Below are 26,215 nucleotides of genomic sequence, written 5' to 3'. Positions count from 1 at the left end.
GATTTCATTTTGACAGAAGCGGTCATCGCGCTGAAAGATGTATCCCTGACCCTTGGCGAGGGCGCTTCATCGGTCCATGTGCTGAAGGGGGTGAGCCTCGATGTGGCGACCGGCGAGGCGACCGGCATCGTCGGGCCTTCGGGTTCCGGCAAGTCGACATTGCTGATGGTCCTTGCAGGACTGGAAAGGGTCGATTCGGGTACGGTCCGAATCGCCGGCGAGCTGCTCAACGGCAAAAGCGAGGACCAGATTGCTTCGTTTCGTGGCCGAAACATTGGCATCGTGTTCCAGTCCTTTCATCTCATTCCCAACATGACGGCGCTGGAAAATGTCGCGGTGCCGCTGGAACTGGCCGGCCATGCCGATCCGTTTTCGGTGGCGGCGCGCGAGCTGGCGGCGGTTGGCCTCAGCGACCGCGTCACCCACTATCCCGGCGAATTGTCGGGCGGCGAGCAACAGCGCGTGGCGATCGCCCGCGCATTGGCGCCGTCGCCGCGCATCCTGATCGCCGACGAGCCGACCGGCAATCTCGACCAGGCGACCGGGCGGCAGGTCGCCGACCTCTTGTTTGCCAAGGCGGCCGAGCGCGGCATGACGCTGGTGCTGGTGACCCATGATCCGGCGCTCGCGGCGCGCTGTTCGCGCCAGGTTTCGATGCGCTCGGGCCGGATCGAGGCACCGGCCCCCGTCAAGGTGACGGCCTGATGCCGCTGTCCCGGACGTTGAGGCTCGCGGTCCGCTTCTCACTGCGCGAGATGCGCGGCGGCCTGTCCGGCTTCCTGATCTTCCTCGCCTGCATCGCGCTCGGCGTCGCGGCCATCGGCGGCGTCAACTCGGTGGCGCGTTCGATCACCGCCGGTGTCGCCAATCAGGGCCAGACGCTGCTCGGCGGCGATCTTCGCTTCCAGATCAATCAGCGTGACGCCAGCCGGGCGGAGCGCAGCTTCCTTGACGGGCTCGGCACGGTTTCCCGGACCGCCAGCATGCGTTCGATGGCGCGTCTGGCCGACGGATCCGACCAGGCGCTGGTCGAGGCCAAGGCGGTCGACCATGCCTATCCGCTCTATGGCACGCTGGAGACCGAGCCGGCACTGTCGAAACAGGAACTGTTCGGCGAAGAGTTCGGCGTCTTCGGTGCGGCGGCACCCGATCTTCTGTTCGAGCGGTTGCACGTCAAGATCGGCGACCGGCTGAAGCTCGGCACCGCCACTTTCGAACTGCGCGCCAGGCTGGTCGCCGAACCGGACGCCGTGTCCGACGGTTTCGGCTTCGCCCCAAGGCTGATGATCTCGACCGACGGACTGGCGGCCACTGGACTGATCCAGCCGGGCAGCCTGGTCGAGAATGCCTACAAGATCCGGCTGCCGGCAGACGCCGACGAGGTGCGGCTGAAAGCCGTCCAGGACAAGGCCGCCACGGATTTCCCCGAAGCAGGCTGGTCGATCCGCACACGCAGCAACGCGGCGCCCGCGCTGTCGTCCAACATTGAACGTTTCTCGCAGTTCCTGACCCTGGTCGGGCTGACGGCGCTGGTGGTCGGCGGCGTGGGCGTCGCCAATGCGGTACGCGCCTATCTCGACGGCAAGCGCGGCGTCATCGCCACCTTCAAGAGCCTGGGCGCTTCGGGCGGCTTCGTCTTTGCCGTCTATCTCGTGCAGATCCTGATCATAGCCGGATTGGGTATCGTGCTGGGCCTTGTGCTCGGCGCACTGATGCCGTTCGCGGCGAGTGCGGCCTTGCAATCCGTCATTCCGGTGCCTGCCGAAGGCGGCTTCTATCCCGGCGCGATCGGTATGGCGGCGCTGTTCGGCCTGCTGGTGACGTTGGCTTTCGCGCTGCTGCCGCTCGGCCGCGCCCGCGACGTGCCGGCAACCGCGCTGTTTCGCGAAATGGGGCTGGAAGGCCGCGGCTTGCCGCGCCCCGCTTATGTCGCGGCCGCCATAGGCATCGCGCTGTTGCTTGCGGCGCTGGCCATTCTGTTCTCGGGCGACCAGCGCATAGCCTCGATTTTTGTCGGCGCTACCGTCTTCGCCTTCCTGGTGCTGCGCGTGGTCGGCGCACTGGTGCAATGGGCGGCCAGGAAAAGCCCGCGCGTGCGCTTCGTGGCGCTCAGGCTCGCCATCGGCAACATTCATCGGCCAGGCGCCCTGACGCCATCGGTGGTGCTGTCCCTGGGGCTTGGCCTGACGCTGCTGGTGACGCTGGCGCTGATCGATGGCAATCTCAGGCGGCAGATCTCCGGCAGCCTGCCGGAACGGGCGCCGAACTTCTTCTTCGTCGACATCCAGAGCGCCGATGTCGCGTCTTTCTCGGCGCTGATCGGCAAGGAGGCCCCGCAGGGCGTGCTGGCCAAGGTGCCGATGCTGCGCGGCCGGGTGATGGCGCTGAACGGTGTCGATGTCGACAAGGTGAAAGTGCCGGCGGAAGGCGCCTGGGTGCTGAGGGGGGACCGCGGCCTGACCTATGACACCAGGCAACCGGAGAACGCGACGTTGACCGAGGGCAGTTGGTGGCCCGAAAATTACAGCGGCGAACCGCTGGTTTCGTTTTCGGCGCAAGAAGGCAAGGAGATCGGGCTGAAGCTCGGCGACACCATCACCGTCAATGTGCTGGGCCGCAATGTCACCGCCAGGATCGCCAATTTCCGCCAGGTCGAATGGGAGACGATGGGCATCAATTTCGTCATGGTCTTCTCGCCCAACACATTCGCAGGCGCCCCGCATGGCTGGATGGCGACGCTGACCGAAAAGAGTGCCTCGACGGCCGACGACGCCCGCATCCTCAACGCCGTCACCCGCGCCTTCCCCGCGGTGACGACGGTGCGGGTCAAGGACGCGCTCGATGTCGTCAACCGGTTGGTCGGGCAACTCGGCACGGCGATCCGGGCCGCCGCTGGCGTGGCGCTGATCGCCTCGGTGCTGGTGCTGGCCGGCGCGCTTGCAGCCGGCAACCGGGCGCGCATCCATGATGCGGTGGTGTTGAAGACGCTGGGTGCGACACGCACGACGCTGATATCGGCCTTCTCGCTCGAATATATGCTGATCGGGCTGGCCACCGCCATCTTCGCGCTGGCAGCGGGCAGTGCTGCCGCCTGGTTCGTCGTCGCGCGCATCATGACATTGCCGTCGCATTTCATGCCGGAGGTGGCGGTGGCAACCATTCTGTTTTCGCTGGTGGTCACGGTCGGCATTGGTCTCGCCGGCACCTGGCGGGTGCTCGGCCACAAGGCAGCACCGGTGCTGCGCAACCTGTGACGACAGGCCCGGAAAAGGCATCCTGGATTAAATCTTGGTAAGAAAGCCGTCCGGAAAGCCGAGGAATCGGCACTTGGTTGCCTCACGAACCGTTACATCCGGTTACGGTCTTGTTCTTGACGCGAATAACCATCATATTTCGCCACAGGCATGCTGGAGCCCTGCCAGCGGCGCCTGGGTCCGGAAGGACCTGACACCGGACGGGGCAGAAGCAATAGAGGACTACAATGGCTGATCCCATTCGCAACTACCAGACGCGCGCCGTGCCCGGCGTCAGCGTCGGTGCCGACATCGATCAGGGCCTGCGCGCCTACATGATCAAGGTTTACAATCTGATGGGGCTTGGCCTCCTCATCACTGGTCTTGCCGCTGTCGGCACGATCATGCTGGCCACCACCACCGATCCGGCTTCGGCTGTCGCGACGCTGCCAAGCGGCGAGATGCTGACCTCGTTCGGCTACGCGATCTTCGGTTCGCCGCTGCGCTGGGTGGTGATGCTGGCGCCGCTGGCCGCCGTGTTCTTCCTGTCGTTCAGGATTCAGTCGATGAGCGTCGCTGCCGCGCAGACCACGTTCTGGGTCCATGCCGGTCTCGTCGGCCTGTCGCTGTCGTCGATCTTCCTGGTCTACACCACGGCAAGCATCTCGCAGACCTTCTTCGCCACCGCCGCCGCTTTCGGCGCGCTGTCGCTGTTCGGCTACACCACCAAGCGCGACTTGACGGCAATGGGCTCGTTCCTGATCATGGGCGTGTTCGGCATCATCATCGCGTCGGTGATCAACATCTTCCTGCAGTCGTCGGCGCTGTCTTTCGCCGTGTCGGCGATCGGCGTGCTGGTCTTCGCCGGCCTCACCGCCTATGACACGCAGAAGATCAAGGAGATGTATTTCGAGGGCGATGCTACCGATGTCGCCGGCCGCAAGGCGATCATGGGCGCGCTGAGGCTCTATCTCGACTTCATCAACCTGTTCATGTTCCTGCTGCAGTTCATGGGCGACCGCCGCTAGTACAGCAGCGCTTGGACCATCGAGTTCCAGAAGGGCGGCCCAACGGCCGCCCTTTTCTTTTGTCTTGGCCTTTGCTGTTATTGCGAGCAGAGAAACGACATGCATAAACAATGAGCAATATTACGATCCGGCCTGTCACGGTGGCCGACCTCGACAGCGTCACGGCCATCTATGCCGACGCGGTGACCCAAGGCACGGCGAGCTATGAGCTGGAGCCGCCGAGCCGCGCGGAGATGGGTGTTCGATTCGACAGCCTGATGGCCGGCGGCTTTCCTTACCTGGTGGCGGAGAAGGACGGCACTGTTCTCGGCTACGCCTATGCCGGCGCCTTCCGGCCGCGCCCGGCCTATCGCTTCATCGTCGAGGATTCGGTCTATGTCGCGCCCGAGGCCAAGGGCCAGGGCGTCGGGCTCAAGCTGATGCAAAGCCTGATCGAGGCAGTGACGACGGCGGGCTTTCGCCAGATCATCGCGGTGATCGGCGATGGCCGTCCCGACAGTGCCTCGGTGCGGCTGCACGAAAAGCTCGGCTTTCGCTATTCGGGACGCCTCGAAGGTTCCGGCTACAAGCATGGGCGCTGGCTGGACACGGTGTTCATGCAGCTGTCGCTGAATGGCGGTGCCTCGGCGCCGCCCGATCCGAGCTCGCTGCCGGAGCGGAAGTTTCGTCTTAAAGGGGACTGAAGCGAGGAATTGGGGAACTGAAGAACTGAACAACTGAAGAACTGAAGAACTGAAGAACTGAAGAAGAAGGCGGTTACATCAGGCGTCGAGTGCCCAATTCTTCAATTCTTCAATTCTCCAGTTTCTTCAATTCCGTAGCTCAAGCCTCTACAACCTTGAGCTTGCTGTCGAACACACCAAGCACGCGGCCAAGTTCCTGACCGCGTTTCAGGATGCGGCCGCCGGCGGCGATGACGGCAAAAGCGCCCTGCTTGCGGGCCAGTTTCGGATCCTTGACGATCTGGAACAGCGGCACTTCACTGGTGCGGCGGAATACGGAAAACACGGCGCGGTCCGCAAGATGATCGATGGCGTAGTCGCGCCATTCATTGGCAGCGACCATGCGTCCGTAGAGCCTGAGGATCTGGTCCAACTCGCGGCGGTCAAACCGTACCGGCTGATCGAGACGTTCGCGTCGTGCCTCGTGCAGCGGGATCAATATCGCGGATGCGTCCCCATCCCCCGTCCCGCCGCTGTCATCCGTCATGCCTCGATCCTTCAAAATGAATCTTTGCCAACCAAAGTTGGCGTGTTCGCGACTGAATTGCAAGGCCTAGCGAACCGAGCCCCGCGCCGCGCCGTTTTCGTCACGTCCAGTCACTTTTATGAAACGCCGTGTTGGAATTGGTGATGTTCCGCCACATTTCTGCCTTTTTTTATCCGCGCTCATGCCCCAATGTCCGACGAATTTACCGGTGTTGCCTGAGACGGTTCGGTCCGGCACCGGCTCGTAAACCCCAAGCCCCCCGCCCACGGGTCTGCGTCGGATCGAACCAACCTCGGCTCTTCCTCGGAAGAACCGGGTGCGACGATCCCAAAACCTAAATGACCGACGTCAGAAGCAAGCTGACGTCGGTTTTTTATTGGGTGGTGAGTCGAGTGCGGTTTCACCGAGCGTCGCGTCCCCCTCACCCGGATTGCCAACCGAATTGCGAAGGGGCAATTCGGGACAATCCGACCTCTCCCCGAGGGGAGAGGAGATCGCGGCGGCGCTTTACCTCTTCTCCCCTCGGGGAGAAGGTGGCCGCGAAGCGGCCGGATGAGGGGCCTCCCATCCACAGTCCTAGCGAAGATGGGGGGCGCCGGCGTCCGTTACGGCTTGTGGATGAACGCGGCGCCGAGAATAGGACCGGGCATGCCGTCCTTGCCGACCGACTGCAGCAGCACGGCGCAGCCGCCCTTTTTGGCAATCTCGCTCATCGGCAGCTCGTAGCGCTGTGCCTTGCCATGCCACATGCCAGCGGTCTGAATCCCGGTGACGGCGTTCCAATAGGTCATCTTGCGGCCGGTATTCTCGCCCTCGCCGACCTTGACCGTCTGCGGCGGGTCGAAATAGACGATGACGACATGGGCGTCGCTGGGGCCGTTGCCGGCATCACCGGCGTCGATCGTCACACGGTCGCTGGTGCGGCTGACCTTGACGGCGACGCGCATGCCTTCGCCGTTCTTGGCCATGCGGGCGAGCGCGCCATCGACCTCGCCGCGGCTGGCGCCGTTGACGTGGACACGGCCGTTGATGACGGCCTGCGGCGTATAGACGGAGCGGCTGCCGAAGGCGCGCATGTAGTCGTATTGCCGCTCGGTGTTCTCCTTGCGGCCCAGCGTGTCCTGCCAGCCGAGATAGTCCCAATAGTCGACGTGATAGGCGAGCGCGACGATATCTTCCTTAGCGGCAAGTTCGGAGAACAGCGTATCGGCCGGCGGGCAGGAACTGCAGCCCTGGCTGGTGAACAGTTCGACCACGCCCAATGGCCTGTCGATCTGGAGCCTGTCGATCTGGACCCGGTCGGCATGGGCGCGATCGGATTCGCCGGCATGCCCGGCGCCGGCAGACGCCGAGAAGGCCAGCGCAAGAGCTGCCAGCCACAATGATTTTCGCGAGGCCATGGCCATTCCGATTCCCGCCGGTGGTGCCGGCTTTATCTTGATTGCTAAAATATGTGGCAGAACCGGAAGTCAACGGGAAGTCACGTTGCGGTGAAATTTTGCCATTGCAGCTGACCGCAACCCCGCAATAGGAAGGATCTGCGCTTCAGGATAGAAACCGATTCGGGCGGCAATCACGATGTGGCAAACGTTTTTGGCGCCGGTCGACCTCTATTGCGAGCGGACCGGCCCGGAATTCTGGTCCGAACCCGTCAACGCCCTGACCAATCTCGCCTTCATCGCCGCCGGCCTGTGGGGCGTGCGCGAGGTGCGAAGGCTGGGCACCGGCGCCTTCGCCGAGGTGCTGGCTTGGTGGGTGGTGGCGATCGGCATCGGTTCGACGATCTTCCACACCTTTGCCACCAAGGGCACGGTCTGGGCCGACGTGCTGCCGATCGCCGGCTTCACGCTGGCCTACACGCTGTTCAATTTACGCCGCTTCCTCGGCATGCGATGGGGCAAGGCCATTGCCATCTTCATTGCCTTCTATGTGCTTGCCGGGGCGATAACCCTTGCCGTGCCGGACTGGCTGCGCCAGGCGTCGAACGGTACGACGGGCTATCTGCCGCCGTTCCTGGCGCTCGCCTTCTTCGGTGTCTGGGTGACGGTGAGCGGCAATCGCGCCGGCTGGTATAATCTGGCGGGCTCGGCGATCTTCGTCGTGTCCGTCATCTGCCGGATGATCGACCCGGTGGTCTGCGGCAGCTTTCCGCTCGGAACGCACTTCCTCTGGCACATCCTCAACGGGCTGATGCTCAGCGTGCTTTTGGCGGCGGCGGCGCGGTTTGGGAAGCCGAAGGTAGGGGAATAGGGGAATAGGGGAATAGGGGAATAGGGGAATAGGGGAATAGGGGAATAGGGGAATAGGGGAATAGGGGAATAGGTCTTCACCTTCCCTACTCCCTTACTCCCGTACTTAAGCCGCCAGATCGCGCAGCACGTATTGCAGGATGCCGCCGTTCTTGAAGTAATCGAGCTCATCCAGCGTATCGATGCGGCAGATGATCGGCACATTCTTCACCGTGCCGTCGCCATAGGTGACCTTGGCGATCATCGTCTGGCGCGGCTTGATGGTGCTCAAGCCGTCGATCTCGACCAGCTCGTCTCCCTTGAGGTTGAGCGATGCCCATGAGGTGCCTTCCTCGAAGACGAAGGGGATAACGCCCATGCCGACCAGGTTCGAGCGATGGATGCGCTCGAAGGACTGGGCGATGACCGCGCGGACACCAAGGAGATTGGTACCCTTGGCAGCCCAGTCGCGCGACGAGCCGTTGCCGTATTCGACGCCGGCGAAGACAACCAGCGGCACGCCTTCCCTTTTGTACTCCATCGCCGCGTCGTAGATCGATTCCTCTTCCTTCGACGGGTAGTGGATGGTGTAGCCGCCCTCGCGCCCGTTCTCGCCCAGCATGTGGTTGCGGATGCGGATGTTGGCGAAGGTGCCGCGCATCATCACCTCGTGATTGCCGCGCCGCGTGCCGTACTGGTTGAAGTCGGCGACGCCGACGCCGTGGTCGGTGAGGTATTTGCCGGCCGGCGAGGCCGCCTTGATCGATCCGGCCGGCGAAATGTGGTCGGTGGTGATCTTGTCGCCGAACAGGCCGAGCACGCGGGCGCCCTTGATGTCGCCGATCTTGCCGAAACCTGATGTCATGCCAGCGAAATAGGGCGGGTTCTGCACATAGGTCGAGTTGTCGTCCCAGGCATAGGTCTGGCCTTCCGGCGCCTTGACGTTCTGCCAGTACTCGTCGCCCTTGAAGACGTCGGCATATTTGCGGGCGAACAGCTCGCGGGTGACGTTCTTCTCGATGAACTCCTGGATCTCGGCCGAGCTCGGCCAGATATCCTTGAGGTAGACCGGCTCGCCGTTCTTGTCCTCGCCGAGCGGCTCGGTGGTCAGGTCCTTTGTGACGGTGCCGGCCAGCGCGTGCGCGACGACCAGCGGCGGCGAGGCCAGATAGTTCGCCTGCACGTCGGGCGAGACGCGGCCTTCGAAGTTGCGGTTGCCGGACAAGACCGCGGCAGCGATCAGGCCCTTGTCGTTGATGGTCTTCGAGATCGGCGCCGGCAGCGGGCCGGAATTGCCGATGCAGGTGGTGCAGCCGAAGCCGACCAGGTTGAAGCCGATCTGATCGAGTTCCTTCTGCAGGCCGGATTTCTCCAGATACTCGGCGACCACCTGGCTGCCCGGCGCCAGCGAGGTCTTCACCCATGGCTTCTGCTTCAAACCGAGGCGGTTGGCGTTGCGGGCCAGGAGGCCGGCGCCGATCAGCACACTCGGGTTCGAGGTGTTGGTGCACGAAGTGATGGCGGCGATGACGACGTCGCCATGACCGAGATCATGGTCGGTGCCTTCGACTGCGTAGCGTTTGGAGATTTCGGCGGCCTTCTTGTATTCGGTCTCCATCGCCTTGGCGAAACCTTCCGGAATGCCTTCCAGGGCGACGCGGCCCTCGGGCCGCTTGGGTCCGGCCATCGACGGCACGACGGAGCCAAGTTCCAGCTCGAGCAGATCGGTGAACACCGGATCGGTCGAGCCGGTCTCACGCCACATTCCTTGAGCCTTGGCATAGGCCTCGACCAGCGCGATGCGGTCCTCGCTGCGGCCGGACATTGTGAGGTAGCGGATGGTTTCCGAGTCGACCGGGAAGAAGCCGCAGGTGGCGCCATATTCGGGCGCCATGTTGCCGATGGTGGCGCGGTCGGCCAGCGTCATGTTGGAGAGGCCCGGCCCGAAGAACTCGACGAACTTGCCGACGACGCCCTTCTTACGCAGCATCTGGGTGACGGTGAGCACGAGGTCGGTGGCGGTGACGCCTTCTTTGAGCTTGCCGGTGAGGCGGAAGCCGATCACCTCAGGCAAAAGCATGGAGACGGGCTGGCCGAGCATGGCCGCCTCGGCCTCGATGCCGCCGACGCCCCAGCCGAGCACGCCAAGGCCGTTGATCATGGTGGTGTGCGAATCGGTGCCGACGCAGGTGTCGGGATAGGCTGTCGTTTCGCCGTCCTCGGTGTTGGTCCACACCACCTGGCCGAGATATTCGAGGTTGACCTGATGGCAGATACCGGTGCCGGGCGGCACGACGCGGAAGTTGCGGAACGCCTGTTGGCCCCATTTGAGGAATTTGTAGCGCTCCTCGTTGCGCTCATATTCCAGCTCGACATTGCGGGCGAAGGCCATCGGCGTGCCGAATTCGTCGACGATGACGGAATGGTCGATGACGAGGTCGACCGGCACCAGCGGGTTGATCTTCTGCGGATCGCCGCCGAGCGAAGCCATGGCGTCGCGCATCGCGGCAAGGTCGACCACGGCCGGAACGCCGGTGAAATCCTGCATCAGCACGCGGGCCGGGCGATAGGCGATCTCGACACCGGCGGTGCCCTTGTCGGTCAGCCAGCCGGCCACCGCCTGGATCGATTCCTTGGTGACGGAGCGGCCGTCCTCGTTGCGCAGCAGGTTTTCCAGCAGCACCTTCATCGAATAGGGCAGCTGCGAGATGCCGGTGAGGCCGTTCTTCTCGGCCTCAATGAGATTGAAATAGGCATACTCCGCGCCGCCTGCGGTCAGCGTGCGGCGGCAATTGAAACTGTCGAGGGATTTTGACACGTGCGATCCTTGTCTGTTCAGCCTGAAAGGGAACGGACGCCGATGGCATGCAATCACGCGCAAAGGTGCGGGTACGGCCATTTCCGCTGTCCGTTCCCAAGCAACCCGAGCCGTTCAAGGCGGCGCGTGCGCTGGTTCGGCGCTAATTCTGTTCCCGTGCCGACCGCTGGCACGGATGCACCGCATATAGAGAATTTTCTGGAATAGTTCTAGACAGTTGGAAAGCAATTTTGTGCGATGCGGCAGCGGCCGCGACACATGGTTTCAGGGCAGGCGAGGAATGCGGCTGATCGCCGAAAATCTGTGCGGCGAGCGAGGCGGCGACGCGGTGTTTTCCGGCATCGGCTTTGCCCTGGAGGAGGGTCAGGCGCTCATCGTTACCGGGCCGAACGGATCGGGCAAGTCGACCTTGCTGCGGGTCATCGCCGCGCTGCTGCCGGTGCCGCAAGGCAGCGTGAGGATCGAGGGTGCCATGAAGATTGAAGACGGGGGCGAAGCGTTCCCGTCTGTTGCCTCGGCCTGTCACTACCTTGGCCACCAGAACGCAATGAAGCCGGCGCTCAGCGTGGCGGAGAATTTGCGCTTCTGGCGCGACTTCAACGGCGACGGACAGCTCGGCGTCGAAGAGGCGCTGGAAACGGTCGGGCTCGGTGGCATCGGCCACCTGCCGTTCGGCTATCTATCGACCGGGCAACGGCGCCGGGCGGCGATCGCGAAACTGCTGGTCAGCCACCGGCCATTGTGGCTGCTGGACGAGCCGACGGCGGGGCTGGACAAGGCTTCGGAGGCGCGGTTCGCGGGGTTGATGGCGAAGCATTGCACGGATGGCGGGATGATTGTCGCGGCGACGCACCTGCCGCTGGGGATCGAGGGGATGGAGTTGAGGATGGGGGAAACGGGTTGATGATGGCGCCCGAGCATCTCATACCATGCTAGCCCTCTTCCTGCGCGACATCCGCCTCAACATCCGTGCGGGCGGCGGGGCGCTGACCGGGGTCATCTTCTTCCTCGCCGTCATCGCCACCATCCCGTTCGGAGTCGGGCCGGACCTGAAGCTGCTGGCCCGCATCGGGCCGGCGATCCTGTGGATTGGCGCGCTGCTGTCCTGCCTGCTCGGTCTCGATCGGCTGTTCCAGGCCGACCGCGAGGACGGCTCGCTCGATCTGCTGGTGCTCGGCAATGATCGCCACATGCTGGCCTTGACGGTGCTGGTGAAATGCCTGGCGCATTGGGCGGGCAGCGTGCTGCCGCTGGTGGTCGCCGCGCCCGTGCTCGGGCTGTTCATGAACATGGAGCCGCTCGGCATCGGCGCCACGGCGCTGACGCTGCTGGTCGGCACGCCTGCTATCACCTTCATCGGCGCCGCCGGTGCGGCGGTGGCGGTGGCGCTGCCGCGTGGCGGGCTGCTGATCTCGGTGCTGGTGCTGCCGCTGACCATTCCGGTGCTGATCTTCGGCGTTTCGGCAAGCTATGGAGCGACCGCCAATCCCGATCCGTTTCTGCAGCCCTTCCTCATTCTTGCCGCGCTGACCCTGTTTCTTGGCGTGCTGGGTCCGGTCTCGGCGGCGCTGGCGCTGCGCCATGGCACGGATTGACGCGGCGTATGACTGCGGATTGCGAAGCCGACGGAGCGAGGCTAAGGGAAAGCATGTCTAGACTGGGCGACATGATTGGCTTGGAAGGCCGCACTTCAGCGGGGCCTGCCGCATGAGCGCGCATGCACTCTATGTGACCGCTGCCTATGGCATCACTGCCGTGGTGCTGGCCGGATTGATCGGCTGGATCCTGCTCGACCAGCGGGCGCGCAAGCGTGAGCTTGCCGAACTGGAGGCGTCCGGCGTGAGGCGTCGCTCCGACAAGGTCGCAAAGCCATGAGCATCGAAACAGAAACGCCGCCCCCGCGCACTCGTCGCCTGTTCGTGCTGTTGCCGCTGCTGATCTTCCTCGGCCTGGCCGGACTGTTCCTGTCGCAGCTGCTGTCGGGGCGCGATGTTTCGGAAGTGCCGTCGGCCCTGATCGGCCTGCCTGCGCCGCAAACCAGCCTGCCGGCGCTGGAGGGCTCAAACCTGCCGGGGCTCGATTCGAAAACCTTCGCCGGCAAGGTCACATTGGTCAACGTCTTCGCGTCGTGGTGCGCGCCATGCCGCGAAGAGCACCCGGTGCTTCTGGCGCTGTCGCAGGACAAGCGTTTCAGCATGGCGGCGCTGAACTACAAGGACCGGCCGGAAAACGCACGCCGGTTCCTCGGCGATCTCGGCAATCCGTTCCAGGCGATAGGGGTCGACGAAGCGGGCCGCGCGGCGATCGACTGGGGCGTCTATGGCGTGCCGGAAACCTTCGTCATCGGCAAGGACGGCAAGATCGCCTACAAGCATGTCGGCCCGCTGACGCCCGAGACGGCGAGGGATCTCTTGCTGCCACAGATCGACAAGGCGCTGGCGGCGTCGAACTGACGTCGCGACGCACCTATACGCGTAGCTGCATCATCCTTGGGTCTTCGCAACGCCACGCGTCGCTACGCCCAAGGATGGCGAACGTGATGAGGCGATCGAATACTCAGCCGTAGATCTGCTTGTGGATCTGGTAGAGCATTTCCGAGCGGTCGGCGCGCATGTCGGCCAGATCGCGGCTGGAAAAGCTGTCGATTTCGGCGACAAGGCGGTTGTAGTGCTTGCGCTTGGCAATGCTGTTGCGAGCGCGGGTCATGAGACTGTCGAGGATCATAGCAAGGTTCCTTTTTGGCGCCGCGTTTCGGCGGCGGTTTCTTCCTCCCTTGATCGATACGAAGCATGACATAGTAATGGTGCATTGCAAAAAGAAGATGTTGCAATGCACCATTGCGCTGAACGCATAGCCGGTTAATGCGGCGCTAAAGCGCGTCGCGTTTGAACGGATTCAGGCGACGCGCTTCAGGTCTTTGTTTTTATGCATGTCGTTCTCCCAAAACCGGGGCCACTTTTGGGCGACATGCATTAACGTCATGCGCAGAGCCGCAAGCGATCTTTTGCATCACACTGTGCGTACCCACATTGCCTTCTGTCCCTCCGGCTGTCTTGATCCGGTGTCATTGATGCCGGGAGGAAAAGCATGGCGGCTGCGGACTATTATGAAATTCTCGATCCGCGCTTCGCGCGCCTGTTCAACGGCAACGCGCAGGTCGAGAAGCTGTTCACCGGATGCCAGTGGGCGGAGGGGCCGGCCTGGTTCGCCGCCGGCCGCTATGTCGTCTGGTCCGACATCCCCAACAACCGCATGCTGCGCTATGACGAGACCGACGGCAATGTCAGCGTCTTCCGGCAGCCGTCCGGCAATTCGAACGGCAACAGCGTCGACCGGCAGGGCCGGCTGATCACCTGCGAGCATTCGGGCCGCCGCGTCAGCCGCACCGAGTTCGACGGCTCGGTCACCACGATCGCGGCCAAATGGAAGGGCAAGCGGCTGAATTCGCCCAACGACGCGGTGGTGAAATCCGACGGTTCTATCTGGTTCACCGATCCGAGCTACGGCATCGATACGGATTATGAGGGCGACAGGGCCGAGAGCGAAATCGGCGCCTGCCATGTCTACCGGGTCGATCCCGGCACCGGCGAGGTCGAAGCCGTCATCACCGACATGGTCCGGCCCAACGGCCTGGCCTTCTCGCTAGACGAGAGCCAGCTTTATGTCGTCGACACCGGCCGCACGCATGGCGCGCAGAATCCGGCGCATATGCGGGTGTTCAATGTCGGCAAGGGCGGCAAGAAGGTTTCGGGCGAGAAAGTCTTCGCCGACTGCACGGCCGGCCTGTTCGACGGCTTCAGGCTCGACGAGGACGGCCGCATCTGGACCAGTGCCGCCGACGGCATCCATTGCTACGATCCGGACGGCACGCTGATCGGCAAGGTCAAGGTACCGGAAGTCACCGCCAACTGCGTGTTCGGCGGCAACAAGCTGAATTGCCTCTACATCGCCGGCACCACGTCGCTCTACATGGTGCGGCTCATGGTCAACGGCGCCAAGACATACTGAGACTGGAGCACTGGCGGCCGTTCGACGGTTTCATCGAAGCGGGTCGCGAGCACGAACATCCCGGGAGGAAAAAATGCCATTCGTCAACATCCGCATCGTCAAGGAAGTGATATCAGCCGATCCGGCGGGCAAGAAGGCGGACATCGCCAAAAAGGTCACGGCGGCCATCATGGACGCCACCGGGCTGAGCAACGACGATGTCTGGGTGGTTTTCGAGGAGGTCAATGCGCGTGATTGGTATGTTGGGAAGACGGATGTGGAGACGCTGCGAAAGGGTTGATTTCGAAGGCATGGCGAAGCCCCTTTCCTTCGTCATCCTAGGGCGAAGCAGTCGCGAAGCGACGTCGCGGAGACCCTAGGATCCATGCCGCGACTTTCGAGCAGGGCACAACGGTGCAATACTGTCTTTGGCGGTCCGTGTAGTATCCAACGTTAGGCTGCCCTTCTTGGACCGATGCATTCTCGGCAAAGGTCGCGGCATGGATCCTAGGGTCTGCGCCGCGTCGCTTCGCTCCTTGCTTCGCCCTAGGATGACGAATGCGTGGTGGGTCGGCACTCAACGGGCGCGGATAAAGTCCGCGAAAGCATTCAGCGCATCGCGCATCGCCAGCCGGTTCGCCGGCTCCGCCAGGATGCTCTCGACCTCCGGCTGCTTCTTCCCCAACAGCACAATCTCCAGCATATCCTCGCACAACGCGAATGACATAGTGCGCATGATCTCGGCCAGTGCGGCGCGAGCGAACAGCGAGCGCGGCGAGGCGTGCACCAGCATGGCGGGCTTGGCGACGGCGGCGTCGCGCGAGACCAGCCAGTCGAGGGCGTTCTTCAGCCCGCCCGGCACGCCATGGGCATATTCCGGACAGGAGACGATCACGCCGTCGGCTCGGGTGACGGCATCGATCAGCTTGGAGGCTTCGAGCGGCGTCCGCTCGCCCTCATCATCGGGATTGAAGATGGGCAGACGGCCAAGCCCGTCATGGACGGTGACGCGGCAGCCGGACGGCGCTTCGCGGGCCAGTGCGGCGATCAGCGCCGAATTGGTGGAAGCCGCGCGCAGGCTGCCGGAAATGGCAAGGATGTTCAGCAAGGTATGGAATCGGTCCAGACGCGAATCGCGTCCGGAAACCTACCACATCGTCTTCTTGTATTCCTCGTCGAGCCAGCGGTCGGTCGCCTCGGCGGAATCGGCAACCGCCAGCTGATCGCGCATGATCTGGCCGAGCGTCGGCAGCGTCGCACGGTCGTACCAGGTTTCCGGCTTCCACAGGTCCGAGCGCATGAAGGCTTTTGCGCAGTGCATGTAGGCGGCCTTGACGCTGACCACGACGACGCTTTGCGGCTCCCTGCCGTCGACGGCGAGGCGTTCGCGCAAATTTGCGTCGACGGTGATGCGGGCATCGCCGTTGACGCGCAGCGTCTCGTTCATGCCGGGAATGAGGAAGAGCAGCCCGACAGAGGGATTGAGGAGAATGTTTTCCAACGTGTCGAGCCGGTTGTTGCCGGGCCGATCGGGAATGGCGATGGTGGTGTCGTCGAGAACGGTGGCAAAGCCCGGCTTGTCGCCCTTCGGCGTCACGTCGGCATTGCCGGCACCGTCGGACGAGCCGATCAGCACGAACGGGCTCTTGCCGATGAAGGAGCGGCAATGGCCGTCAAGTTTTTTCAGCTCCTTGCGGATAGAACCGTCGGTCGGCCGTGGCGTCTTGTAGATCGTCCTCAACTGGTCGCGCGTGGTGATGAATTCCATGTCCCTCTCCCCAGAACGGTTCATTGTTTCACGAACGCAGAACCGCTTTTTCTACTTTCCGGTTCTCTCTTCTTTGCCGGCCTTGTCCTCGAGTGAATGACGCAGGATCAGCGGCATCTGGCTGAAGGTGAACAGAAGCGTGATCGGCATGATGCCCCAGACCTTGAAAGTAACCCAGGCGTCGGTGGAAAAATTGCGCCACACCACCTCATTGACGATGGCCAGGAACAGGAAGAACAGGCCCCAGCGGAAGGTCAGTTTCCGCCAGCCTTCGGCGTCGAGGCTGAAGGCCGAATCGAAGACATAGCCAAGCAGCGACTTGCCGAAGTAGAGCCCGCCGAGCAGCACGCCGCCGAACAGCGTGTTGACGATGGTCGGCTTCATCTTGATGAAGATGTCGTCCTGCAGATAGAGCGTCAGCGCGCCGAAGATGAAGACGACGACGCCCGACACCATCGGCATGATCGGCAAGGTGCGGGTGAGCAGCCACGAGGCGATCAGGGCGATTGCCGTGGCGGCCATGAACAGCCCGGTGGCGACGAAAATCGGCCCGCCGAACTCGGCCAGAACAGGGAATTTCTGCACCAGCCATCCGCCGCGCGCATTGGCGAAGAAGAACACCATCAACGGACCCAGCTCCAGCACTAGCTTGAGCAGCGGATTGACGCCTTCCTTCTTCTGCTTCTGCGGGTCCGACGGATCGCGTTCGAGAATGGGTGGGTTCATGGAATCTCTTTCTTGCGCATGATCTGATCCAAAAAGTCTGCAACTTTTTGGGACATGCTTGTTAAGCTACTCCAGCGATCGCCCTGGCGAATTCGCTTGCCGAGAAAGGTTCGAGGTCGTCGACCTGTTCGCCGACGCCGATGAAATAGACCGGCAATTTGTGCTTTGCCGCGATCGCCACCAGAATACCGCCGCGCGCCGTGCCGTCCAGCTTGGTCATCACCAGGCCGTTGACGCCGGCGATATTGCGGAAGATCTCGACTTGGTTGAGCGCGTTCTGGCCGGTGGTGGCGTCGACCGTCTGCAGCACGGTGTGCGGTGCTTCCGGGTCGAGTTTGCCAAGCACGCGGACGATCTTTTCGAGCTCCGCCATCAGTTCAGTCTTGTTCTGCAGGCGGCCGGCGGTGTCGATGATCAGCACGTCGGAACCGGCCTCCTTGGCCTTCTCGAAGGCGTCATAGGCCAGTCCCGCGGCATCGGCGCCGATCTTTGAGGCGATCACAGGCGATTTCGTCCGCTCGCCCCAGATCTTCAGTTGCTCGATCGCGGCGGCGCGAAAGGTGTCGCCGGCGGCGAGCATCACCGACAGGCCACCATCGGTGAGCTTGGCGGCCAGCTTGCCGATAGTTGTGGTCTTGCCGGTGCCGTTGACACCGACCACCAGGATGACATGCGGCTTGTGTGAAAGGTCGAGCTCCAGCGGCATGGCGACATGGGCCAGCACTTTTTCCACCTCGGCCGCCATGATGGCGCGGACCTCGGTGTCGGAGACGTCCTTGCCGTAGCGGCTGGCGGCCAGCGCGTCGGTAACGCGCAAGGCCGTCTCCATGCCGAGATCGGCACGGATCAGCACATCCTCAAGGTCCTGCAAAGTCTCTTCGTCCAGCTTGCGCTTGGTGAAGACGCCGGCAATGTTGCCGGTGAGCTCCTTGGAGGAGCGGGCAAGCCCGTCCTTCATGCGCTGGAACCATGAGCGCCTCGGTGCCGGCTCCGGCGCCTTCTGTGGCTCGGCCTTCTGCTCGACCTTCTTGGTGACGGTCACCTTGCCGGGTGCGGCTTTTGGCTCCGGCGCGGGTTGTGGAAGAGACTGCGGCTCGGGCGCAATTTCCGCAATGACCGGCTGCGATTCGATCGGCGCCGGCTGGCGAATGGGAGGTGCGATTTCGGCAGGCGGGGCTTCGGGCGTCGGTGCTGAAACTTCTTCCTTCTCCCCGTCTTCAGACGGAGAGAAGGTGCCAGCAGGCGGATGAGGGGCGGCGCTGACCTCTGATAATGGCTGAGCAGGGGCCGGCCCCGGTGTCGGCACCTCGATCGGGGCTGGTGTCTCGGCCGGAACCTCGGCAGGCGTCGGCACTTCGACCGGTTCCGGTTCCGGCTGCTGTTCCGGGCGTGACGGGACGATCTCCGGCTCGGCCGGCGCGGGTGGCGGGACCTCCTGCGGCTGCGGTTCGGGAGCAGGCTCCGGAACGGCGGGAGGTGTTGGTATCTCCTCGGGCGCCGGCGGCTCGGCAGGCGTCTCGGGCGCGGGTTCTTCTTCCGGCTCGGGCTCCGGCAGGGGTTCCGGCTCGGAGGGAATAGTCGGCTCCGGTGCTGGCGGAATGGCCGGTGCCGGCTCGGGCACCGGCTTCTCGACAGGCGCCGATTCCGGCGCGGGGATCACTTCCGGCTCGACCGTCGTCGGCGTCGGCGCAGTTTCCGCCTCGCGCTCCAGCTCGTCACGCTTCAAGAACTCCGGAACGACCTGCTCGGCCGCCGGCTTCAGCGCCTCGAGCGCTTCCCATTTGATCGGCGGCAGCGGGGCGGTCTCGTCGACCCGCTCCTCGACCACCTCTTTCTTGCCGAACGAAAATATCTTCTTGAAAAAACCAGCCATGCTTTGCGTTTCTCAGGCCGCGCGGGCGGCGAGGGGCGCCGCGATCAGCCTGCTACCATCGTGGCCTGATATATCGGCCTCGACGATCTCACCCGGTGCGCCCGTGCCGAGTGCGGCAAGCGTAAAACCCTCGGTGCGGCCAAGGCCGTCGCGCTCGATCAGGATCGACTGACGCGTACCGGTGAGCGACGACAGATGCCTGATATACGCAACTTCACCGGCGGCGCGCAGCCGGGCGGCGCGCTGCTTGACCAATTCACGGCGGAGCTGGGGCATGCGCGCGGCAGGCGTGCCTTCGCGTGGGCTGAACGGGAAGACGTGGAGATGGGTCAGGCCACACTCCTCGACGATTTTTTCCGAGTTCTCGAACATTTCGTCGGTCTCGGTCGGGAAGCCGGCGATGATGTCGGCGCCGAAGACGATACCGGGGCGCAGCTTGCGCACATCCTCGCAGAAGCGGATCGACTGGTCGCGCAGATGCCGGCGCTTCATCCGCTTCAGGATCATGTCGTCGCCCGACTGCAGCGACAGATGCAGATGCGGCATCAGCCGCGGCTCGGTGGCGATGGCGTTGAGCAGATCGTCGTCGGCCTCGATCGAATCGATGGAGGACAGCCGCAGGCGCTTCACGTCCGGCACCTGTTTCAGGATTGTTTTCACCAGCCTGCCGAGCTTCGGCGCGCCCGGCAGATCGGCGCCGAATGATGTCATGTCGACGCCGGTCAGAACGATCTCGGCATAGCCGTTGCCGGCGAGCCGCTTGACCTGCTCGACCACGGCGCCCATCGGCACCGAGCGCGAATTGCCGCGGCCGTAGGGAATGATGCAGAAGGTGCAGCGGTGGTCGCAGCCATTCTGCACCTGGACGAAGGCGCGTGCCCGGCCCTCGATGGCGTCGACCATGTGGCCTGCGGTCTCACGCACCGAAAAGATATCGTTGACGCGTGCCTTTTCGGTGTCGTTGACGCCGAAATCCGGCAGTGCGCGATAGGAGTTGGCCTTCAGCTTCTCTTCATTGCCGAGCACGAGATCGACCTCGTCCATGGCGGCGAATTTTTCAGGCTCGGTCTGCGCGGCGCAGCCGGTGACGATGATGCGCGCCTGCGGGTTGTCGCGGCGCGCCTTGCGGATCGCCTGCTTGGCCTGGCGCACTGCTTCGCCTGTCACGGCGCAGGTGTTGAAGATCATGGCGCCACCTTCCAGCGCGCCCAGACCGGCACTTTCAGCCTCGCGCCGCATCACCTGCGATTCATAGGTGTTGAGCCGACAGCCGAAGGTGACGACATCGATGCCCTGGGACATCGGGCTCTTGGGCAGAGCGGACATCAGGCCGCGCTTTCGGTGTCGCGGGCCCATGTCCCGTTCGACGGGTCGAAGCTGCCGGAAAATTCCCATTCGGCGGCGCCCGTCAGGACCACGTGGTCATCGTCGCGCCATTCGACATGCAGCATGCCGCCGCCGGGGGTCAACAGACTGACGCTGCGGCCGGTCCGGTTGGTGCGGGCAGCGGCCACGACGGCGGCGCAGGCGGCCGAGCCGCAGGCCTTGGTCAGTCCGGCGCCGCGCTCCCAGGTGCGGATGATCATCGTTTCGGGCGAAGTAACCTGAGCGATGGTGATGTTGGCGCGCTCGGGGAACATCGGGTGGTTCTCGAGCAGCGGGCCGAAGCGGTCGAGCTCATAGGACCAGACGTCATTGTCGACCCAGAAGATGGCGTGCGGATTGCCCATCGAGACGACCGAGGGTGAATGCAGCACCGGCGCGTCGATCGGGCCGATCTGCAGCTCGATCATCCGGGTGTCGCGGAACTCCTCGGCCAGCGGGATATCCTGCCAGCCGAAGCGCGGCGTGCCCATGTCGACCGAGATCGAACCGTCGGCATGTTCGCGCGCATTGAGGATGCCTGCCACGGTTTCGAAGGTGAAGATCTTCTGGCCGGTCTCGGCGGCGAGCGCCTGGACGACGCAGCGCATGCCATTGCCGCAGGCCTGGGCGCTGGTTCCATCGGAATTCAAGATGTCGATGAAAAAGGCGGTGCCCGGCGTCCTGGCGTCATGGATCGCCATGATCTGGTCGAAGCTGGTCGCGGCATCGGCATTCAGCGCAATCGCCGCCGCCGCCGTCACCCGATCGGCACGGCCACGCATATCGGCAACGATGATCTCGTTGCCGATACCGTTCATCTTGGCGAAAGGGGCGGTGCTGGCCATTGCTCCGAAAAATTCCGTATCCGTTTGGCGCTATATGGCGGAAACGGGCAGGAATTACCAGTGCGCAGCCGCTTGGTCACGGCGAAAGCGCCGGACTTACGTGACGGCGAAAATGCCCAGCACCATCAGCAGGAAAATGATCAGAACGATGCCGATAAGGATGCGCGCACCGGTGGCGGCGGCACCTGCCAGCGCCGGCATGCCGAGCAGACTCGCCGCCGCGGCGACGATCAGGAGAACGACGATCCATTTGAGCATGGCAATGCCTCGCAAACCGGCAGATTTTTCAACCACATGAAAACGCGGTTGCCGCGCTGGGGTTCCGTCGAAACCGATCAGGGCGCTATGTGCTCCGGCACATCCCATACCTCACCCGGCCGCAAGGCGCGAAAGCGCTCGCGGGGGATGCCTTGATCGTCAAGCGCCTCGGTCAATTTGCGCGCCGGCTCGTCGATCGGCTCGTCGGTGAGCTGGAAAGTGCCCCAGTGGCAGCCGGCGGCATGGGCGGCATTGCACAGCGCCATGCCTTGCACCGCCTCCCAGGGGTTCTGGTGCTGCGGCGCCATGAACCAGCGCGGCTCATAGGCGCCGATCGGCAGGATGGCGAAGCGGAAACCGCCATGTTTCTCAGCCATCAGCCGGTAGTTGATGCCATCGTGGAAGCCGGTGTCGCCGGCGAAATAGAGCTTGCTGTCAGGCGTTTCGACGACGAAGCCGGCCCACAGCGCCATGCGCCGGTCGCGGGCGCCACGCGCCGACCAGTGATGCACCGGCTCGACATGGACGGCGGCGCCATTGCCGATCTCGACCCTGTCGCCCCAGTCATGCGCCGACAGTCGCATGCCGGGCACGGCGGCTTCGATGATGGCGTCGTTGCCGAGCGGAGTGAGCACCAGCGGGTCGTGGCCGGCCTTCAGCCGCTTCAACGTGGCGAGGTCGAGATGGTCATAGTGGTTGTGGCTGACCAGAACGAGGTCGATCGACGGCAGGTCGGCAAAGGCGATGCCTGGCGCATTGATGCGTTTTGGTCCGGCGAAGGAAAGCGGCGACGCGCGCAGCGACCACACCGGATCGGTAAGAATGTTCAGACCGGCCGTCTGGACCAGCAAGGTGGAATGACCAACCATGGTCACTTCCAGCGCAGCGCCCTCGACCCGAGCCGTCGGTTTCGCCTGCGGAAAGGGGCTTGCATCGCTCGCCGGCCATTTCGAGCGCTGGCCATTCAACTGCCATTTCAGCAGGTCGGCGAAACGGCCGGGTGGCTGGCCGTCGGGATTGAAGAACAATGCGCCGTCGAAATGGTCGCTGGGCGGGCCGCTGTAATAGCGATTGGCGGCAGTCTTTCTCGCGGCCAATTTGCGGCTCCAGCAGGGTTTCGTTTCCAGACATAGGCGCTAAGGCGGTTCGCGCAAGCGTCCACCGACGAAGTGTTGACCGGAATTCCCAAGCGACGGGCGACAAGCGGTCAGCCGTCCCCATTGCGATAAAATTGCAACACTTCTGGCTGCAAACTGTATTTTAACCATATCGGGTTGAAATTTCGCCACCTTCTCCATCTTGGTGGGGGTGAGATTGTGCGGACGGCTTCCCCCCAGCCGGATCCGACGGAGGTTGGAATGACTTTTTCGAAAACCGGTCTGGTGGCCGTATCGCTGGCGGCGCTCGTTGCGAGCGGCTGTTCGACCTCACGTTTTTCCTCGATGGATGACCAGCAGCCGGCACCGCTGGAGGCCGCGCCCGCCGGCAAGGTGACGGCGAACCAACTGCCGCCGCCGGCATCGCCCGGCACCACCGACCCTTCGCAATTCCCGACCGCTCCGGCGAACACGCAGGTCGCCGCGCTGCCTTCGGATGGTTCGGCGCCGGCCGGCGCTTCGGACGTGACCGCCGCCAGCGTCGCCGGTGTCTGGAACGCCAGCGTTGCGGGCCAGAGCTGCAAGGTGGCGACACCGCAGACCAAATTCGGCGCCGGCTTCCGCGCCGGTCCGCTGCATTGCCCGGCGCCGATGGACGGCATCAAGTCGTGGAACGTCGCCGGCAAGCAGCTGACGCTCTATGACGAGAGCGGCGGTGCGCTGGCGCGGCTCTATTCCTCGGGCGGCTCGAAATTCGACGGCCAGACTTCCAACGGCCAGCCGATTTCGCTTACGAGATAGTTTTTGTTTTACGCAATTCCGGTTCCCGGAATCGCTCCAGAACGACGTGACCGATGCATCTGCGTGACGGCCTCCAGACCCATGCGACCGTTAGGCAGCGCTACGACCATCTGGTGGAAACCGGTACGATCGACCGCGATCCGGCGCAGGAACGGATCGTTGCGGCGCTCGACCGGCTGACCGATGAGATCTCGGCCAAGCGGCTGGCGCATAAGTCGAGCGCGCTGGGCTGGCTGTTCGCCCGCAAGCGCGAGACGCATGAGGCCGTCAAAGGCCTCTACATCCATGGCGGCGTCGGCCGCGGCAAGACCATGCTGATGGACATGTTCTTCGACTTGCTGCCGGTGCGGCGCAAGCGCCGCGTCCACTTCAACGACTTCATGGCCGACGTGCAGGACCGTATCCAGAAGCACCGGCAGGCGCGCAAGAATGGCGACGTCAGGGAAGACGATCCGATCCCGCCGGTGGCCAAGGCCCTTGCCGAGCAAGCCTGGGTGCTGTGCTTCGACGAGTTCTCGGTCACCGACATTGCCGACGCGATGATCCTGTCCAGGTTGTTTTCGGCGCTGTTTGCCAGCGGCGTGGTGCTGGTCGCCACCTCGAATGTGGCGCCGGAAAACCTCTACAGCGACGGGCTGAACCGCCAGCTTTTCCTGCCCTTCATCGGCATATTGGAGCGGCACACACAGGTGCTGGCGCTCGATGCCGACAAGGACTACCGGCTGGAAAAGCTCGCCCGGACACCGGTCTATGTGACGCCGGCCGACGCGGCGGCGGACCAGCTACTCGACGAGGCCTGGCAAGCCATGACGCGGGGCGCGCCGACCGCCGAGACGTCGCTGGCCCTCAAAGGGCGGCAGGTGATCGTGCCGCGTGCGGCGGGCGATGCGGCGCGGTTCTCCTTCGCCGATCTCTGCGAGAAGCCGCTTGGCGCGCGTGATTTCCTGGCGATCGCCGGGCGCTTCTCAACCATTTTCATCGACCACGTCCCGGTGCTCGGCGAAGGCAAGCGCAACGAGGCCAAGCGCTTCATCCTGCTGATCGACACGCTCTACGACCATCGTATGCGGCTGGTGGCGAGCGCCGAAGCGCCGCCGCAAGCACTTTATGCAGCCAAGCGCGGCGTCGAAGCCTTCGAGTTCGAGCGCACGGCATCGCGGCTGATCGAGATGCAAAGCCGCGACTGGCTGGAGGATTGGGCGGAGCGGCAGAAAGGAAAGCCGGCGGTGTCGGAAGCGTCGCAGGCGCAGGCCTAAAGAAAGCAATTGGCAGCTTAGGCGCCCCGCTCATTCCTGCTTCGTTGAAGATTGGCGAAATCGCGTGGCAATCGATCTCCCCCCTTGAGGGGGGAGATGGCCGGCAGGCCAGAGGGGGTTGGTTCGACCGGGCGCGGCACAGATGGCGCCAGCGCTTCACGCGCGGCGACCCCCTCTGTCGCCTTCGGTGACATCTCCCCCCTTGCGGGCAGGGCTATCGCACATGGATTCTTGCGAAGAAGAACCCCCACCCTAACCCTCCCCACAAGGGGGAGGGAACGCTGCCGCGTGCCTTTAATTCTTCTTGGCGCCGAAAAGACAGGCGATGCTCCTGGGCCAGCGCCAACGGAAGTCTCCCTCTCCCTTGTGGGGAGGGGTTAGGCGTGGGGGTCCGTGCCGGGCAGACATCTCAGGAATTCCATATGCGATAGCCCTGCCCTCAAGGGGGAGATTTGGCGACCGCCATCACAAGGGCGTCATCGCCTGCATCCAGCCTTACGATTTCCATCTTCGTCGGCTATTTCTTCCCAAGTCGGCTTACAAACTTTGACGTTTACGTAAATCCCAAATGATCTAACCGATTGAAAATACTGACACCAAAATAATCGTTTGAATTTTTTGCGTGCCGGGGCTATTGGGTGCGGCGAAAATTCGCGGTTCCCCGCAGCATTCCGGCCTCTTCTTCGACGCCGCCATCAAATCACCAGAGATTTGAGACGTCGTCACCGACAAAGGGAAAACATCCTCACATGGCACGCAACAAGATAGCGCTTATCGGCTCTGGCATGATCGGCGGCACGCTCGCTCACATGATCGGCCTCAAGGACCTCGGCGACGTGGTGCTGTTCGATATTGCCGAAGGTATCCCGCAGGGCAAGGGGCTCGATATCGCGCAGTCGTCGCCTGTCGATGGCTTCGACTCCAGGCTCACCGGCATCAACGACTATGCCGGCATCGAAGGGGCCGACGTCTGCATCGTCACCGCCGGCGTGCCGCGCAAGCCCGGCATGAGCCGCGACGACCTTTTGGGCATCAACCTCAAGGTCATGGAACAGGTCGGCGCCGGGCTGAAGAAGTACGCGCCGAAGGCCTTCGTCATCTGCATCACAAACCCGCTCGACGCCATGGTCTGGGCGCTGCAGAAGTTCTCAGGCCTGCCCAACAGCCATGTCGTCGGCATGGCCGGCGTGCTTGACAGCGCGCGCTTCCGCTATTTCCTGGCAGAGGAATTCAAGGTCTCGGTCGAGGACGTCACCGCCTTCGTGCTCGGCGGCCACGGCGATTCCATGGTGCCGATGATCCGCTATTCGACGGTATCGGGCATTCCGCTGCCCGACCTCATCAAGATGGGCTGGACCTCGAAGGAGAAGCTCGACCAGATCGTGCAGCGCACCCGCGACGGCGGCGCCGAGATCGTCGGCCTGCTCAAGACCGGTTCGGCCTATTACGCGCCGGCCGCTTCGGCGATCTCGATGGCCGAAGCCTATCTCAAGGACAAGAAGCGCGTGCTGCCCTGCGCGGCGTATCTCTCCGGCCAGTATGGCGTCAAGAACACCTATGTCGGCGTTCCCGTGGTGATCGGCGCCGGCGGCGTCGAGCGCATCATCGAGATCGAACTCAACAAGAGCGAGCAGAAGATGTTCGACTCCTCTGTGGCGACGGTGCAGGGCCTGACCGAGGCCTGCGTCAAGATCGCGCCGCAACTCGCCTCCAAATGAATCTC

Annotated in this window: 26 protein-coding genes; 14 read left to right on the top strand and 12 right to left on the bottom strand. The window is 63.5% G+C overall.

Annotation, left to right across the window (positions count from 1 at the left end; genetic code table 11):
* The first annotated feature begins 9 nt into the window (after positions 1 to 9).
* The 4 genes from NKI66_RS02695 to NKI66_RS02680 all read left to right on the top strand — a co-directional run bounded on the left by NKI66_RS02695 (position 10) and on the right by NKI66_RS02680 (position 4,944).
* Entirely contained in the window at positions 10 to 705 is a 696-nt protein-coding gene (locus NKI66_RS02695; RefSeq protein WP_023811310.1) for an ABC transporter ATP-binding protein, read from the top strand.
* Entirely contained in the window at positions 705 to 3,254 is a 2,550-nt protein-coding gene (locus tag NKI66_RS02690; RefSeq protein WP_352750704.1) for an ABC transporter permease, read from the top strand. The genes NKI66_RS02695 and NKI66_RS02690 overlap by 1 nt, the downstream gene beginning before the upstream one ends.
* A 227-nt stretch (positions 3,255 to 3,481) precedes the next feature.
* Positions 3,482 to 4,261 carry a Bax inhibitor-1/YccA family protein gene (locus NKI66_RS02685; protein ID WP_352750702.1) on the top strand — a complete coding sequence of 260 codons (780 nt, stop codon included), beginning with the start codon at positions 3,482 to 3,484 and terminating at the stop codon, positions 4,259 to 4,261.
* A 110-nt stretch (positions 4,262 to 4,371) separates the two neighbouring features.
* Positions 4,372 to 4,944 carry a GNAT family N-acetyltransferase gene (locus tag NKI66_RS02680; RefSeq protein WP_023811307.1) on the top strand — a complete coding sequence of 191 codons (573 nt, stop codon included), beginning with the start codon at positions 4,372 to 4,374 and terminating at the stop codon, positions 4,942 to 4,944.
* A gap of 139 nt (positions 4,945 to 5,083) precedes the next feature.
* Here the strand turns inward: NKI66_RS02680 and NKI66_RS02675 are convergent, their stop codons facing one another.
* Together NKI66_RS02675 and NKI66_RS02670 are read right to left on the bottom strand one after the other, a co-directional pair.
* Entirely contained in the window at positions 5,084 to 5,470 is a 387-nt protein-coding gene (locus NKI66_RS02675; RefSeq protein WP_023811306.1) for a DUF2794 domain-containing protein, read from the bottom strand.
* Positions 5,471 to 6,075: 605 nt separating this feature from the next.
* Positions 6,076 to 6,876, bottom strand: a complete 801-nt coding sequence (locus tag NKI66_RS02670) for a DUF1223 domain-containing protein (protein ID WP_023811305.1) — start codon at positions 6,874 to 6,876, stop codon at positions 6,076 to 6,078.
* A gap of 172 nt (positions 6,877 to 7,048) precedes the next feature.
* On the opposite strand from NKI66_RS02670, the gene NKI66_RS02665 reads away from it, so the two are divergent.
* Complete coding sequence (locus NKI66_RS02665) at positions 7,049 to 7,720, top strand: ceramidase domain-containing protein (RefSeq protein ID WP_023811304.1); 672 nt, start codon at positions 7,049 to 7,051, stop codon at positions 7,718 to 7,720.
* Between the two features lie 105 nt (positions 7,721 to 7,825).
* On the opposite strand, the gene acnA is transcribed toward NKI66_RS02665, so the two are convergent.
* Positions 7,826 to 10,516 (bottom strand): aconitate hydratase AcnA, encoded by a 2,691-nt coding sequence (gene acnA / locus NKI66_RS02660; RefSeq protein WP_023811303.1) that lies wholly within the window; start codon positions 10,514 to 10,516, stop codon positions 7,826 to 7,828.
* A 280-nt stretch (positions 10,517 to 10,796) separates the two neighbouring features.
* Here acnA and ccmA point away from each other — a divergent pair, with 280 nt between their 5' ends.
* The 4 genes from ccmA (at position 10,797) to NKI66_RS02640 (ending at position 12,969) form a co-directional block, all read left to right on the top strand.
* The gene (gene ccmA / locus NKI66_RS02655; RefSeq protein ID WP_023811302.1) at positions 10,797 to 11,420 is read left to right on the top strand and encodes a heme ABC exporter ATP-binding protein CcmA; all 624 of its coding nucleotides are present in this window, start codon (positions 10,797 to 10,799) and stop codon (positions 11,418 to 11,420) included.
* A gap of 25 nt (positions 11,421 to 11,445) precedes the next feature.
* Positions 11,446 to 12,111: a heme exporter protein CcmB gene (gene ccmB, locus NKI66_RS02650; protein WP_023811301.1), complete on the top strand. Its 666-nt coding sequence runs from the start codon at positions 11,446 to 11,448 to the stop codon at positions 12,109 to 12,111.
* 112 nt (positions 12,112 to 12,223) lie between these two features.
* Positions 12,224 to 12,391: a heme exporter protein CcmD gene (gene ccmD, locus NKI66_RS02645; RefSeq protein ID WP_013528831.1), complete on the top strand. Its 168-nt coding sequence runs from the start codon at positions 12,224 to 12,226 to the stop codon at positions 12,389 to 12,391.
* The gene (locus tag NKI66_RS02640) at positions 12,388 to 12,969 is read left to right on the top strand and encodes a DsbE family thiol:disulfide interchange protein (protein WP_023811300.1); all 582 of its coding nucleotides are present in this window, start codon (positions 12,388 to 12,390) and stop codon (positions 12,967 to 12,969) included. Before ccmD ends, NKI66_RS02640 begins: the two co-directional genes overlap by 4 nt.
* 103 nt (positions 12,970 to 13,072) lie before the next feature.
* Here NKI66_RS02640 and NKI66_RS02635 read toward each other — a convergent pair whose 3' ends face one another.
* Positions 13,073 to 13,240: a hypothetical protein gene (locus tag NKI66_RS02635; protein WP_013528833.1), complete on the bottom strand. Its 168-nt coding sequence runs from the start codon at positions 13,238 to 13,240 to the stop codon at positions 13,073 to 13,075.
* Positions 13,241 to 13,603: 363 nt separating this feature from the next.
* On the opposite strand from NKI66_RS02635, the gene NKI66_RS02630 reads away from it, so the two are divergent.
* Together NKI66_RS02630 and NKI66_RS02625 are read left to right on the top strand one after the other, a co-directional pair.
* The gene (locus tag NKI66_RS02630; protein WP_023811298.1) at positions 13,604 to 14,524 is read left to right on the top strand and encodes an SMP-30/gluconolactonase/LRE family protein; all 921 of its coding nucleotides are present in this window, start codon (positions 13,604 to 13,606) and stop codon (positions 14,522 to 14,524) included.
* Positions 14,525 to 14,597: 73 nt separating this feature from the next.
* Entirely contained in the window at positions 14,598 to 14,804 is a 207-nt protein-coding gene (locus NKI66_RS02625) for a tautomerase family protein (protein ID WP_023811297.1), read from the top strand.
* 276 nt (positions 14,805 to 15,080) lie between these two features.
* Here NKI66_RS02625 and NKI66_RS02620 read toward each other — a convergent pair whose 3' ends face one another.
* From NKI66_RS02620 to NKI66_RS02585, 8 genes are all read right to left on the bottom strand, one after another.
* On the bottom strand, positions 15,081 to 15,611 hold the full coding sequence (locus NKI66_RS02620) for an NADPH-dependent FMN reductase (protein ID WP_023811296.1): 531 nt from the start codon (positions 15,609 to 15,611) through the stop codon (positions 15,081 to 15,083).
* Positions 15,612 to 15,650: 39 nt separating this feature from the next.
* Positions 15,651 to 16,271 carry a pyridoxamine 5'-phosphate oxidase family protein gene (locus NKI66_RS02615; RefSeq protein WP_023811295.1) on the bottom strand — a complete coding sequence of 207 codons (621 nt, stop codon included), beginning with the start codon at positions 16,269 to 16,271 and terminating at the stop codon, positions 15,651 to 15,653.
* A 51-nt stretch (positions 16,272 to 16,322) separates the two neighbouring features.
* Positions 16,323 to 16,997: a septation protein A gene (locus tag NKI66_RS02610; RefSeq protein ID WP_023811294.1), complete on the bottom strand. Its 675-nt coding sequence runs from the start codon at positions 16,995 to 16,997 to the stop codon at positions 16,323 to 16,325.
* 61 nt (positions 16,998 to 17,058) lie between these two features.
* A complete protein-coding gene (gene ftsY / locus NKI66_RS02605; protein WP_023811293.1) occupies positions 17,059 to 18,870 on the bottom strand; it encodes a signal recognition particle-docking protein FtsY in 1,812 nt (603 codons plus the stop codon).
* Between the two features lie 12 nt (positions 18,871 to 18,882).
* Positions 18,883 to 20,196: a tRNA (N(6)-L-threonylcarbamoyladenosine(37)-C(2))-methylthiotransferase MtaB gene (gene mtaB, locus NKI66_RS02600; RefSeq protein WP_031213274.1), complete on the bottom strand. Its 1,314-nt coding sequence runs from the start codon at positions 20,194 to 20,196 to the stop codon at positions 18,883 to 18,885.
* Complete coding sequence (gene dapF, locus NKI66_RS02595; protein ID WP_023811291.1) at positions 20,196 to 21,080, bottom strand: diaminopimelate epimerase; 885 nt, start codon at positions 21,078 to 21,080, stop codon at positions 20,196 to 20,198. Before dapF ends, mtaB begins: the two co-directional genes overlap by 1 nt.
* 96 nt (positions 21,081 to 21,176) lie before the next feature.
* Positions 21,177 to 21,338 carry a DUF1328 family protein gene (locus tag NKI66_RS02590; protein WP_023811290.1) on the bottom strand — a complete coding sequence of 54 codons (162 nt, stop codon included), beginning with the start codon at positions 21,336 to 21,338 and terminating at the stop codon, positions 21,177 to 21,179.
* Positions 21,339 to 21,415: 77 nt separating this feature from the next.
* Positions 21,416 to 22,435 carry an MBL fold metallo-hydrolase gene (locus NKI66_RS02585; RefSeq protein ID WP_023811289.1) on the bottom strand — a complete coding sequence of 340 codons (1,020 nt, stop codon included), beginning with the start codon at positions 22,433 to 22,435 and terminating at the stop codon, positions 21,416 to 21,418.
* A 261-nt stretch (positions 22,436 to 22,696) separates the two neighbouring features.
* Between NKI66_RS02585 and NKI66_RS02580 the strand changes: the two genes are divergently transcribed.
* The 3 genes from NKI66_RS02580 (at position 22,697) to mdh (ending at position 26,210) form a co-directional block, all read left to right on the top strand.
* On the top strand, positions 22,697 to 23,236 hold the full coding sequence (locus tag NKI66_RS02580) for a protease inhibitor Inh/omp19 family protein (RefSeq protein WP_023811288.1): 540 nt from the start codon (positions 22,697 to 22,699) through the stop codon (positions 23,234 to 23,236).
* 53 nt (positions 23,237 to 23,289) lie between these two features.
* The gene (gene zapE, locus NKI66_RS02575) at positions 23,290 to 24,492 is read left to right on the top strand and encodes a cell division protein ZapE (RefSeq protein WP_023811287.1); all 1,203 of its coding nucleotides are present in this window, start codon (positions 23,290 to 23,292) and stop codon (positions 24,490 to 24,492) included.
* A gap of 749 nt (positions 24,493 to 25,241) precedes the next feature.
* Entirely contained in the window at positions 25,242 to 26,210 is a 969-nt protein-coding gene (gene mdh, locus NKI66_RS02570; RefSeq protein WP_013528846.1) for a malate dehydrogenase, read from the top strand.
* Positions 26,211 to 26,215 lie beyond the last annotated feature (5 nt).

This window comes from Mesorhizobium sp. M0518, assembly GCF_040321125.1.
Classification (GTDB): Bacteria; Pseudomonadota; Alphaproteobacteria; order Rhizobiales; family Rhizobiaceae; genus Mesorhizobium.
Note: the sequence above shows the minus strand (reverse complement) of the source record. Positions and strands in the feature narration are given on the sequence as shown.

Excerpts from the sequence above, each read along its gene's own strand:
- NKI66_RS02625 (WP_023811297.1), top strand. The coding sequence starts at position 14,598 with ATGCCATTCGTCAACATCCGCATCGTCAAGGAAGTGATATCAGCCGAT.
- mdh (WP_013528846.1), top strand. The coding sequence starts at position 25,242 with ATGGCACGCAACAAGATAGCGCTTATCGGCTCTGGCATGATCGGCGGC.
- NKI66_RS02685 (WP_352750702.1), top strand. The coding sequence starts at position 3,482 with ATGGCTGATCCCATTCGCAACTACCAGACGCGCGCCGTGCCCGGCGTC.
- zapE (WP_023811287.1), top strand. The coding sequence starts at position 23,290 with ATGCATCTGCGTGACGGCCTCCAGACCCATGCGACCGTTAGGCAGCGC.
- NKI66_RS02680 (WP_023811307.1), top strand. The coding sequence starts at position 4,372 with ATGAGCAATATTACGATCCGGCCTGTCACGGTGGCCGACCTCGACAGC.
- ccmB (WP_023811301.1), top strand. The coding sequence starts at position 11,446 with ATGCTAGCCCTCTTCCTGCGCGACATCCGCCTCAACATCCGTGCGGGC.
- NKI66_RS02610 (WP_023811294.1), bottom strand. The coding sequence starts at position 16,997 with ATGAACCCACCCATTCTCGAACGCGATCCGTCGGACCCGCAGAAGCAG.
- NKI66_RS02590 (WP_023811290.1), bottom strand. The coding sequence starts at position 21,338 with ATGCTCAAATGGATCGTCGTTCTCCTGATCGTCGCCGCGGCGGCGAGT.
- NKI66_RS02675 (WP_023811306.1), bottom strand. The coding sequence starts at position 5,470 with ATGACGGATGACAGCGGCGGGACGGGGGATGGGGACGCATCCGCGATA.
- NKI66_RS02630 (WP_023811298.1), top strand. The coding sequence starts at position 13,604 with ATGGCGGCTGCGGACTATTATGAAATTCTCGATCCGCGCTTCGCGCGC.
- dapF (WP_023811291.1), bottom strand. The coding sequence starts at position 21,080 with ATGGCCAGCACCGCCCCTTTCGCCAAGATGAACGGTATCGGCAACGAG.
- NKI66_RS02635 (WP_013528833.1), bottom strand. The coding sequence starts at position 13,240 with ATGATCCTCGACAGTCTCATGACCCGCGCTCGCAACAGCATTGCCAAG.
- mtaB (WP_031213274.1), bottom strand. The coding sequence starts at position 20,196 with ATGTCCGCTCTGCCCAAGAGCCCGATGTCCCAGGGCATCGATGTCGTC.
- NKI66_RS02615 (WP_023811295.1), bottom strand. The coding sequence starts at position 16,271 with ATGGAATTCATCACCACGCGCGACCAGTTGAGGACGATCTACAAGACG.
- NKI66_RS02665 (WP_023811304.1), top strand. The coding sequence starts at position 7,049 with ATGTGGCAAACGTTTTTGGCGCCGGTCGACCTCTATTGCGAGCGGACC.
- ftsY (WP_023811293.1), bottom strand. The coding sequence starts at position 18,870 with ATGGCTGGTTTTTTCAAGAAGATATTTTCGTTCGGCAAGAAAGAGGTG.
- NKI66_RS02690 (WP_352750704.1), top strand. The coding sequence starts at position 705 with ATGCCGCTGTCCCGGACGTTGAGGCTCGCGGTCCGCTTCTCACTGCGC.
- ccmD (WP_013528831.1), top strand. The coding sequence starts at position 12,224 with ATGAGCGCGCATGCACTCTATGTGACCGCTGCCTATGGCATCACTGCC.
- NKI66_RS02670 (WP_023811305.1), bottom strand. The coding sequence starts at position 6,876 with ATGGCCATGGCCTCGCGAAAATCATTGTGGCTGGCAGCTCTTGCGCTG.
- NKI66_RS02580 (WP_023811288.1), top strand. The coding sequence starts at position 22,697 with ATGACTTTTTCGAAAACCGGTCTGGTGGCCGTATCGCTGGCGGCGCTC.
- ccmA (WP_023811302.1), top strand. The coding sequence starts at position 10,797 with ATGCGGCTGATCGCCGAAAATCTGTGCGGCGAGCGAGGCGGCGACGCG.
- NKI66_RS02640 (WP_023811300.1), top strand. The coding sequence starts at position 12,388 with ATGAGCATCGAAACAGAAACGCCGCCCCCGCGCACTCGTCGCCTGTTC.